Annotated in this window: 9 protein-coding genes; 6 read left to right on the top strand and 3 right to left on the bottom strand. The window is 36.1% G+C overall.

The features are described from left to right. Positions 1–174: 174 nt before the first annotated feature. The 6 genes from NCE97_RS10545 (at position 175) to NCE97_RS10520 (ending at position 8,923) form a co-directional block, all read left to right on the top strand. A complete protein-coding gene (locus NCE97_RS10545; RefSeq protein ID WP_353779122.1) occupies positions 175–1,740 on the top strand; it encodes a helix-turn-helix domain-containing protein in 1,566 nt (521 codons plus the stop codon). Positions 1,741–2,330: 590 nt separating this feature from the next. Then, positions 2,331–5,420: a SusC/RagA family TonB-linked outer membrane protein gene (locus NCE97_RS10540; protein ID WP_353779121.1), complete on the top strand. Its 3,090-nt coding sequence runs from the start codon at positions 2,331–2,333 to the stop codon at positions 5,418–5,420. A 9-nt stretch (positions 5,421–5,429) separates the two neighbouring features. Continuing rightward, positions 5,430–6,905 (top strand): RagB/SusD family nutrient uptake outer membrane protein, encoded by a 1,476-nt coding sequence (locus NCE97_RS10535; RefSeq protein WP_353779119.1) that lies wholly within the window; start codon positions 5,430–5,432, stop codon positions 6,903–6,905. A 19-nt stretch (positions 6,906–6,924) separates the two neighbouring features. After that, on the top strand, positions 6,925–7,668 hold the full coding sequence (locus tag NCE97_RS10530) for a hypothetical protein (protein ID WP_353779118.1): 744 nt from the start codon (positions 6,925–6,927) through the stop codon (positions 7,666–7,668). A 13-nt stretch (positions 7,669–7,681) separates the two neighbouring features. Next, positions 7,682–8,602 (top strand): hypothetical protein, encoded by a 921-nt coding sequence (locus NCE97_RS10525; RefSeq protein ID WP_353779116.1) that lies wholly within the window; start codon positions 7,682–7,684, stop codon positions 8,600–8,602. Between the two features lie 147 nt (positions 8,603–8,749). Further along, positions 8,750–8,923 (top strand): hypothetical protein, encoded by a 174-nt coding sequence (locus NCE97_RS10520; protein WP_353779115.1) that lies wholly within the window; start codon positions 8,750–8,752, stop codon positions 8,921–8,923. Between the two features lie 61 nt (positions 8,924–8,984). Here the strand turns inward: NCE97_RS10520 and lspA are convergent, their stop codons facing one another. The 3 genes from lspA to NCE97_RS10505 are packed head-to-tail and all read right to left on the bottom strand — an operon-like array spanning position 8,985 to position 11,344. Then, positions 8,985–9,485 (bottom strand): signal peptidase II, encoded by a 501-nt coding sequence (gene lspA / locus NCE97_RS10515; protein WP_353779114.1) that lies wholly within the window; start codon positions 9,483–9,485, stop codon positions 8,985–8,987. Between the two features lie 3 nt (positions 9,486–9,488). Beyond that, complete coding sequence (gene fabD, locus NCE97_RS10510; protein WP_353779113.1) at positions 9,489–10,382, bottom strand: ACP S-malonyltransferase; 894 nt, start codon at positions 10,380–10,382, stop codon at positions 9,489–9,491. A 35-nt stretch (positions 10,383–10,417) separates the two neighbouring features. Next, a complete protein-coding gene (locus NCE97_RS10505) occupies positions 10,418–11,344 on the bottom strand; it encodes a dihydrofolate reductase (protein ID WP_353779112.1) in 927 nt (308 codons plus the stop codon). Positions 11,345–11,589: the final 245 nt, after the last annotated feature.

Raw genomic sequence — 11,589 nt, 5'->3', positions numbered from 1 at the left:
TTTTTATTTAGCACGCTTTACTTTTAAATCACCCAAGAATTCTGGTTTTTAACGGTAAATTATTATCGGGACTTACGGATTTGTAGGTTTTTTAAGAAGGTTTTAAGACTTTTCTCCGTTAATGACAATAAATTAGACCTAACGTTAACCATTAGGGAGACTAATTCAATCAAAATGCGCCTCATCACTCAAAAAATAGTTCTATTTTTTGTGGCTACATTATTTAATGTAACTACGATCTTTGCATTTGATAGTTTTAAAGAACCTGGTTTAGATATTTCTTCACTAAAAGAATCTTTAGATAGTTTATTGCAAGTTCAGGTCGCTGAAGACTCATTAAAAACTGAAAAGCTTATTACTCTTAATGAAGCAGCCTTAAAGAACAAGGTGTCCGATTCTAATGCTTTGCACAAATCATTAGCGCTTCTATATAGTAAGAAAAAAGATGCTGATAAAGCATCAGAGCATGCAGTAGAATATATGAAGGCTACTCAGGATCTGTCGATAATGAATGATCATATATTTTCTGACATTAAAAATACCGATCAGTTCAAGGAGCTGAAGAGAACTTATCAACCCAAGTTAGGACTGCTTCCTATTATTTACGCATTTACTGGTTTTTTTGGCTTTTTCATCTTTGTGTTTTTAAACAGTAAAAAGAATTCAGATAAAGTTGGTGTGCTGTTAATTAGCTTATTTGTTTTATTTCATTCGCTTTTTATACTGCATTTAAGTTTATATGTATCTAGATATAATTTGAAGTTTCCACACGCATTATTTGCATCTACACCTTTTTCATTTCTGTATGGGCCATTGCTGTATTTTTATTTTAAGCGTGTTGTTCAAGAGTATAGGTTTTCATGGAAGGATTTAATTCACTTGTTACCTTCGGTTGGCCTGGTCATTTATTTGATACCTTATTATGGTATGAGCTCATACGATAAGTTCTTAATTATGTTTGAACAGGCTAAGTTTACATTACCTGGAACTAATGCAATAATTGCTATAAAAATATTGTCATTAGGACTATATGCATGGGCGACATTCAGAATTTATAATAATCATTATAGAGATGTACGAGTAATCAATAATGATAATGTAAATGTTAGAATTATTTGGCAAAGAAATATCCTTACAATTTTCACGGCGTACGTAGTTGCCTATTTACTTTATGCCTTGGCAGTAACAAGAGTAATTGATTACCCACCGTTTTTGAATTTACAGATTATTGTTATGGTTATTATGGTATTTTATATTGCAACCATTTCATTTTTACAACCAGACATTTTTAGAGGAGATGTTCAGTTAGAAGACATCTCTAAATTATTTAATAAATACAAGAAATCTGGACTAACAGAATCATATTCTAATGAGTTAAAGGAAAACTTATTGACTCTTATGGATAGAGAGCAAGTCTATAAACTAAACGATATAAGTTTAGATGCGCTTTCAGAAATGTTGGGAACTACTAGACATAATGCTTCTCAAGTTATTAATGAGCACTTTAATATGAGTTTTTACGATCTCATTAATTATTTCAGGATTAATGAAGCGAAGCGCATACTCGAAGCAGATAAAAACCGTAATTTCAATATTATTGATATTGCCTATGAAGTGGGTTATAACAATAAGGTGACGTTTAATAAAGCTTTTAAGAAACAGCTTGAGCTTACTCCTACAGAATACATACGTTCGCTAAAAAAAAACCCCTCTAAAGAAAACTACTTAAAAAGAGCATAGAAGAGAATAATAACCTCTATGTTAGAAATTCATCTATAATCTTCCTTATCTATTTTTAGTCATATTTGCATCATATTTTTATGAGTTATAACTGCGTGATTTTGACATAATTATTACCCATTTTTGATATAAAAATGTACTCTTTTTCACTTGTTTTCCTACAAGATGGTTTTGTTCTTCCTACAAAATAAATTAACTAAAACAGACTAGTAAATACTAATAGATTTATTGACTTTAACATTTGCAAACGCCCCTGCTCTAAAGTAAGGGCGAAGGCTGACTATAACAGCTAATAGCCCATATTAACATAAAAAAATGTTAAATAACTGGTAATCAAACGGTAAGTAATCTTCGGACAGGTAAATTATTATAGGATTTACCGTTTTTACTTGGCTTTCTTCATTTTTTTACATCAGCAATTGCAAAGGTAAGGCGGTGTGAGTCTTACTTTATTTATGAAATAACCATGTTAACTTTAATTTCATATTTCATAGAAGTGATTATTTTGAATTAGTCTTTAAAATTAACACACTGCCTGCCTTTCCTAATTGCACTAAAACTAACTCGTAGTAATTTTAAAAATTAAGTTTATGAAAGTAAAAAATTATGGTTTAGTGTTAGTGCTCTTATTTTTCAGTGTGGCTTTAGGTTTTGCACAAGAGAGGACTATCACAGGTACAGTTACTCAGGCAGTTGATGGACTACCATTACCAGGTGCCAATGTAATTGTTAAAGGAACGACCAGAGGTGTCCAGACGGATTTCGACGGTCAATATTCCATCTCTGTCCAATCGGGAGAAACTTTGGTATTCTCTTACGTAGGACTTTTATCAGTTGAGAGAGTTGTTGGTGCCAGCAGTGTCATTGATGTATCAATGCAAGCAGACAACCAATTAGATGAAGTAGTTGTAGTCGCTTATGGTACTACAAGCTTAAAATCCAACTCAGCTTCTGTTACCCAACTAAGTGCCACCGAAGTAGAAGATAGAGCAAACGCTTCGGTACTTCAAAATTTACAAGGACAGGTTGCTGGTCTTAACGTCTTGACAGGTACAGGACAACCAGGAGCAGATAGTACGATCATACTTCGTGGAATTGGATCTATTAATGGTGAGATAGAGCCTCTTTTTGTAGTTGATGGTATTTTCGTTGACCGTGACAACTTTAGAAGTATCAACCCAAATGATATTGCAACCTTCACAGTACTTAAGGATGGTGCAGCAGCGGGTATCTATGGAAACAGGGGTGCCAACGGAGCCGTTATCATTACCACTAAGAAAGGTAAGTTTAACGAAGGTTTGAAATTTCAGTACTCAACACAGTTTGGATACAACGAGCTTCAGGATGCGAATCTTGAGCTGATGAACTCTAGACAAATACTTGAACTAGAGAGAACTTACAATGTTGCATTAGGAGCTGGACTTACAGATGCTGAGATTGCAGCGATCTCTGGTCAAACAAACACATATTGGACAGATGTTTTCTTTAGAAGAGGAACTACAATGTCTCATGACCTTTCGATGACATCGGGAAGTGAGAATTTCTCAAACTTCTCATCTGTTGGTTATACAGAGCAAGATGGTATCTTCCTTAACTCTAACATTAAGAGATTCAACATCAGAAACAACTTTAACGGTAGAACAGATAATGGTAAATTAGATTATGCATTGAATCTTTCTGTAGGTTTTTCTAAAACCAACGAGATTGATGGAGCAGGATCTAACGCGATTTTCTTTGCGCCATTTACGGCAGCCTTATCAGGATTACCATATTTATCTATATTAAACCCAGATGGTACACAAACTATCGATGGTGGTATTGCACCGGGAGATATTGCAGCGATTACTGCAAACCAAAATGCAGCTGTACCATATATCCTTTTAAATTCTGTAGCACTTAATACAGATAGAGAAGAAGAAGTAAAATTATTAGGAAGCTTTTCAGCGAACTACAATTTCGCTAAAAACTTAACAGCAGGTATTACTTTAGGTGCTGACTTTAGTTCAGAAAAGCGTTTAGAGATCCTTCACCCAGAAAGTATCTTAGGACCTTTCCAAGCTAATGGTACTAACCAGACACAGTTTGGTGGTCAACAACAAGAAGACTATACTAGAGATTTCAGATTCAACTCTGTAGCCAAGGTTAACTATAACAACACTTTTGCCAATAAGCACTTAGTAGATGTTACGGCTTTTGTTGAGTACAACAAGCGTCATGCAGATAACCTAGGGTTTACCCAAGGTGGTTTAGATCCTAGAATTTTAGGAACTGGTTCTGCTTTTATCGCAGGAAACACTACAGAGGATTTAAATGGTAACGGTACTATCGATGGTGCTGGAGAATTACCATACATTCCTACTATTAGAGCTACTACAGTTGAAGAAGGTCTATTCTCAGTATTCGGTAAGTTAGATTATGAGTACGATGGGAAATATGGATTCTCTGGAACGTTAAGACGTGACAACTCGTTTAGATTTATTGAAGATAACGCTTGGGGTACATTCTGGTCTGTATCTGGACGTTGGAACATCGATCAAGAAGACTTCATGCAAAACACGGCATTCAGCTTACTTAAGCTTAGAGCTTCTTACGGTGTAAACGGTAACCAAGATGTAGGTGGAAATAGTTTAACAAGAACCCTATTCGGATCAGGTGGTGGATATAACGGTACTGTAGGTACATTTATCGCACAACCAGCAAACACTGACTTACGTTGGGAGGAGACAAAGCAAACAAACTTTGGATTGGATTTCGGAGTATGGAACAACAGATTATCTGGTTCTATAGATGTTTACAAAAAGACCACAGATGGTTTATTTGATTCTAGACAGTTATCTGCAATTTCAGGTTTCGGAGCACTTTCTGTAAACACTGGAACAATGGATAATGAAGGAGCAGAAGTAAGTCTTCGTTATGTGGTTTATGATAAAAACGACTGGCAAATTTCTGTTAATGCAAATGGATCATACAACAAGAACACAGTTAACGAAGTAGCGTCTTCGACTGGTCAAAACTTCTTAGGAGGATCGACTATTATCGCAGAAGGACATCCAGTTAACTCATTCTACGTAGTACCTTACGCTGGTGTAAACCCAGCCAATGGTAACCCACTTTTCGTAAGCGCAGATGGATCTTTATCAGAGACGTTCTCAGATGCTGACAGACGTTTTACAGACAAGACATCGTTCCCAGTGTGGCAAGGAGGTTTTGGTACAGATGTAAGATATAAAGGCTTTGAGTTTACGACACAATGGAGTTTTGTTGCTGATATCTGGTTGAACAACCTTGATCTAGCACAATTAGAAGAGACACAACTTGTAGGAGATGGAACTAACAGGGTAACTTCTGTATTTAGAGCATGGCAAAACGTTGGTGATGTAACAGACATCCCAAGAGTTGGTAACCCATTCAATGCGATTAGCTACATCAACGCTGTAGACAGATACCTAGAAGATGCTTCTTACTTAAGACTGAGAAACGTAAGAGTTGGATACACTCTTCCACAGAAAATCATGGAGAAGTTACCAATCAGTAGCTTAAGATTCTTTGTACAAGGAGAAAACTTAGTAACCTTTACTTCATTCAGAGGATGGGATGCTGAGAATGGTTTTAGAACTACTAATAGAGGGCAATTCCCAACGCCTAAGATATTAACATTTGGTACTACAATTAATTTTTAAAAAGAAGCAATGAAAAGAATATATAATACAATACGATTAGCTTTAGCAGTTTCGGTATTGACAGTGAATTTTTCCTGTAACGATGCCACAGAGATTGTTCAAGTTGGAGAATTAGGGGTATTACAAGCCTTCCAGAGTGTAGACGATATTAGATCTGGACTTAGTGCTGCCTATAACAGATATGGGCCAGATGCTGGAGGGAATGATGCAGGTGTAGATTACGTCTACTTCAATGATATCTTCACAGATAACATCAAGAGAGGAATCGACAATGCAGGACAAGCCTCATTGACATATAACTTTATCTTACAGCCAGGATCTACAACTCCAGGTGTAATCTGGACAAGCAGATATAGAGTAATTACTCAGATCAATATTGTTCTAGATGCTATTGAGCGTTTAGAATTCACAGAAGCAGAAATGCTTGAGATCAATCACATCAAAGGGCAATTATACGCCTTGAGAGCATTGTCTCACTTTGATCTATTTACATATTACACTACAGACTATCAAGATCCTAGTGCTTTGTCAGCAATCAATATTGATTTTGTAACAGAGCCAACTAGTGTTGCACCGAGAAATACGGCTGCTGAGACTATCGCGTTCATACAAAATGACTTGGATTTAGCAGATTCTTTCTTGGATCCAAACAACAGTGATTCTGCAAACAATATCTTCCTGAACAATGATGCAGTAAAGGCCATCAGAGCAAGACTTGCGATCATGACAGGAGATGTTAGTACAGCAATGACCTTATCAACCCAGTTGGTAAATGATTACCCATTGGCAAATCCAACTCAGTACTTCAACATGTTTAACGATGCTGATGATACAGAGGTGATCTTCAAGTTATCTCGTGTAGCTGGAGACCGTCAGGTTGCTGGATTGTACTACTTCAACTTAGTAGCTCCAGATGGAGGTGCTTACATTGAATTAGGTAATGGTCTATTGAACCAATTAGATACTAACGATATCAGATTTGCTGTAAACGTTAATGCACAGAGTGTTATCAATGGAGTTAACGATCCAACAAACTTATTGTTGATCAATAAGTACCCAGGATCTGCAGACGGACCATTAATCAATGATATCAAATTGTTCAGAGCATCAGAGATGCTATTGATTAGAGCTGAGGCACAAGCCAGAAGTGGTATGTTGACTGAAGCTGCACAATCGATCCAAGACTTGAGAACAGCAAGATTTTTAGGAGCACCACCAGCGATGCCAGTATTTGGTAGTTTGAATGATGCCTTAAATGAGATCTTGGCTGAGCGTAGAGTTGAGCTTTGCTTTGAAGGACACAGATATATAGATATCAAGAGAATTGGATCAGAGATCGGAGTAGGTATCCAAAGAGAAACGGTAGACTGTGAGTCTTTCTCAGCGCCATGTTCTTTACCAGCTGGAGATTTCAGATTGACATTACCAATTCCTACTTCAGAGTTTGAAGGAAATACTTTGGTAGAACAAAACGCAGGTTATTAATCTTAAAAAAATGAATGAAATGAAAAGAATACTATACATATTTATACTTTCAGTCATATTAGTCTCTTGTGATGAGACTGTAGATCCAACGATATACGATCCAGCTACCGGTCAAACTGGTATTGGGTTCTCATCGAGTTTTCAATCGTTTACAGTGCCTGCTGAAGGTGTAACAAGATCTGTTGAAGTACTATCGAGTACAATTTCTTCTTCAGATAGAACTTTTGCTACTGTAGTAAATGCAGGAACTACTGCTAATCCAGAAGATTATGTACTTGGTCAGGTAACAATTCCTGCGAATTCACACGTAGGATCATTAGACGTTATGTTCTTGTCAGAGAACTTAGAAGATTTTGTTACAAAAACGTTGATAGTAGACCTTAGTTTAGATGACAGTGTTTTTGTTTCTGGATCTACATCTACAACTTTCTCGTTTACAAAGGAATTTATTTGTAATGATGTTGAGTTAACATTATTGTTAGATACATATCCAGAAGAAACATCATGGGAAATTACTAGCCAGGCAGATGGTTCTGTAATTGCATCTGGAGGACCTTACGGGGACGAGCCAGATGGATCAACAATTAGTGAAACGATCTTCTTGGAAGATGGATGTTATACATTCACCATTTTTGACGCATTTGGAGATGGTATTTGCTGTAACTATGGTAATGGCTTCTATGAATTGTCTTGTGTGTTAACACTTGCCACTGGAGCGGAGTTTGGAGCAGAAGAATCTACAAATTTCTGTATTAACCAATAATAAAAATTTGATTATGAAAAAAACTATAAAATTCCTTATCTGTTCATTATTAGTGTTGGTTCTATTCAACGGATGTGATGCCGATGGACTTAATGATGGCAGATTTAACGAAAATCCACAAACTGGATGGGTTGACTTTAATGCAAGTACGGATGAAACAACAATTTCAGGAGGACAAGCTACTTTAGATGTTCCTGTACAAATTAATGTTCCTTCTTATCCAAACGGATTTAATATCAGCTATCAGTTAGAAGGTGTAGCAGGAGATTTCACTCCATTCGTTACAGCGACTACTGGAAGTGTTTTCGCAGATCCTAATGCACCAAATGCTACGGATAGAATAGCTAATATTGTTATTACGTTTCAGAACTTAGACCAAGAGCGTCTAATTGTAAACTCATTTGATGTTGTATTAACAGCAACAGATGATAGTAACGTAAGAGTTGGAGTAGATGCTAACAGTACTTCTAGCAGTACAAGATATAGAGTAAATATTCCTTGTTCTAATCCAGATGTATTACCAGCAGACTTTTTCGTAGGTGACTATGCTATTGCAGATGTAAATGCAAACTTAGGTCCAGCGAATGGTACTGAAAATTTTGGAGCAGGAACAGTTACTTTAACTGTAGATCCAACAAATCCAAACCGCAGATTATTTTCAGCGGCTGTGTTACCAGCGTTTACTGGAGGAGCTCCAGTACCTGTATCGCTAGAGTTTTCTCCAGATGACTATGTTACTCTTGGAGGATACGTTGGAACAGGAATTGGATGTGGTGGCGGAATTGAGTTTGGCTACGACGCAGCGTTGCCAGCTGATAGTACACCATGGGATATTTGTAATGACAATTCGATTACAATAATATATACTGAAGATGCTATATCATCATGTGGAGGACCTTTCGCAGGATCATCTTTCAGTCTTACTAAGTTATAACCTAACTTAATTAATAATTAATTATTTCAATTAATTTGTTGTTGATAGCCTCTTTGATTTTCAAAGGGGCTATTTTTTTGAATTGGCTTTTAAACTAACTTCAAATTCTTAAACACAGGCTTCTATAACCTAAATTCTATATCAAAAATGAAGATACTTATTTTTTTAAATATCTCATTTGGTATGGATTCAGGTGTTTTCAAACGTACTAATAGTGGTAGAGAGTTTGCATTTACGGCAGATGAAGATAAAATAGGCCAGATAAAACCAGGCTTTATTTCTGATATTGTCGCAATCGGCTATGATCCTACCCAGAATTGAAAACCATGAATGTGGTCTTTGTAAATGAAAGAAGGGAAAAATCTATAAACAGTAAACCTGATTAAGCAACTTTTGGCTGCTTTTTTCTGCTTAAAAAATTTCCGAAGATTAGAATAATCATTCCTGTTGTTACAGAAACATCGGCGAGGTTAAAAATCCCTGTTTTAAAAACACCACCTAAATCGATATGAAGAAAATCGGTTACTGACCCAAATGCGATACGATCAAAGACATTAGCAATACCACCACCGATAATACAGCAAAAGGCAATTAGACTCCACTTATCTAATGATTTAGTCCTAAATATATAATAAGTTACATATCCCAACACGATTATTGGTAATATCCATAACAAGAGGATTCTGAGCGTATCACTAAGATCACTGCCAATACCGAGAAAGGCACCTTTGTTCTCAACATTGGTTAAGATAAATTTATCGCCAAAGATTTCTATAACTTCTCTTGAAGCTAATTTAGAACGTACAATAATTTTAGTAATCTGATCTATAGCAATATTTACAGCAATAAGTAAACCAATGCTAGCTGAACGGGATAATTTCATGTATTATGCTTCAGTTTGTATTGTAGCTGAAGCAGTTTCAGCCTCTCTATTGATCTTCTTTACCAACCCTTGTAAAACTTTACCTGGACCAACCTCTGTAAATAGTGTAGCGCCATCTACAATCATTTGCTGTACAGATTGTGTCCATTTTACAGGAGCAGTCAATTGAGACATTAGATTAGCCTTTATTTCATTTTCATCAATCACAGCGTTAGCAGTAACGTTTTGGTAAATTGGACAACTAGGCTTGCTAAAAACTGTATTCTCAATAGCAGCAGCAAGTTCTTCTCTAGCAGGTTCCATTAATGGTGAGTGAAAAGCACCACCAACAGGCAATACCAAAGCACGTCTCGCACCTTCTTCCTTTAAAGTTTCGCAAGCAGCATTAATAGCATCAACTTCGCCAGAAATTACTAACTGTCCAGGGCAGTTATAATTAGCAGCTACAACAACACCATCTGTAGTTGCACATACCTTTTCTACAATATCATCATCTAAGCCCAGAACTGCAGCCATTGTACTAGGCTGTAATTCACAAGCTTTTTGCATGGCTTGAGCTCTTTGAGATACTAATTTTAAACCATCTTCGAAAGTCAAGGTTCCATTCGCAACAAGTGCAGAAAGCTCACCAAGAGAATGACCAGCAACCATATCTGGTTGGAAAGAATCTCCTAATGATTTAGCAAGAATTACAGAATGCAGAAAGATTGCAGGTTGCGTAACCTTAGTTTGTTTTAATTCTTCAGCAGAACCTTCAAACATGATATCTGTAATACTAAAACCAAGAATATCATTGGCATCTTCAAACAATTCTTGTGCACTTGGGTTAGATTCATATAGGTCTAATCCCATTCCGCTAAACTGTGCTCCTTGTCCAGGAAAAATATAGGCTTTCATAAGCTAGTAATTTTGTGCTGCAAAAATAAGAATATTTATGCTCTTACATAAGTTAAGAACGAAAACTCATAATCGTGCTTGTCATCTTTCTTATGAAATGTATTATTGATTTCTTTCCAAACTGAAGTATCTATGTCTGGGAAGAACGTATCAGCACCTTCAAAACTGTGATGCACACGTGTCAATTCGATCTTGTCAGCTAAAGGCAAGGCCAGCTTGTATATTTGGCCACCACCAATAATAAAGGGTTGATTATCCTTTTTTGCAGCATCTAAAGCATCTTCAAGAGAGTTAACCACGATAACACCATCAGGAGCCTTATAATGATCCTGATGTGTAATTACAATGTGAGTACGATTGGGAAGCGGCTTAGGAAAGCTTTCAAAGGTTTTTCTTCCCATAATGATATGATGACCAGAAGTGAGTTGCTTAAACCTCTTAAGATCATCACTTAAGTGCCATATTAATTGGTTGTCTTTACCTATGGCGTTGTTTTCACCAGCAGCGACAATAATAGTTAGTTCAGATCTTTTTTTTTCCTTAGAAAGTTGAGGAGTTTCAGGTTCTACTTCGACTGTTGCTTCAGGGATAAGATGCTCTTTTTCAACTTTAGATTTTAACTTCTCTATACGTTGCTTTTGTTGAGCTACCAATTTATCTAATTGTTGTTCTTCCCATGCTTTGCCCATAAACTTATGAGTTACAAAAACATTAAATAGATGATAGACAAATAAGAATAACCAAGCCATGATGGCGTAGACAAACCATTCGATTCCAAAAATCTTAGTGTCTTCCCCAATACCAAGAACAGTCTGCGCTATTAAAAGGAAAACAGCTCCGATTAAGAAAATAACAAAATGAACATATAAACGCTTTTTTTGCTTAATGCGTTTTTGAGCATTTTGAATGAGTTCTAATTGTTCTTTATCTATTTGAGGGACGTGTTTTTTCTTACCAAACATATCAATAAAATCTTACGATAAAGGTAAAGGTTTTTACGCAAACGTTGTAATGATTTTTTGATCAGGAAATCTTCGAACTTTCGCAAACGTTTTCGTTTAAAAAACACTAAAAATCAATACGTTAGACTATTGATAATATGCCATTTTTGGTGTGGTAATTTTATTGATTTTAAAAAAATATGATTTCTATTTTGTCAAAATGATAATTCTCAGATTTTAGTTTTACAATTGGTTTGAAGGGCTAG

This window comes from Winogradskyella sp. 3972H.M.0a.05, from assembly GCF_040493455.1.
In the GTDB taxonomy this organism is placed as follows: Bacteria; Bacteroidota; Bacteroidia; order Flavobacteriales; family Flavobacteriaceae; genus Microcosmobacter.
This window is presented reverse-complemented; position numbering and strand designations above follow the sequence as displayed.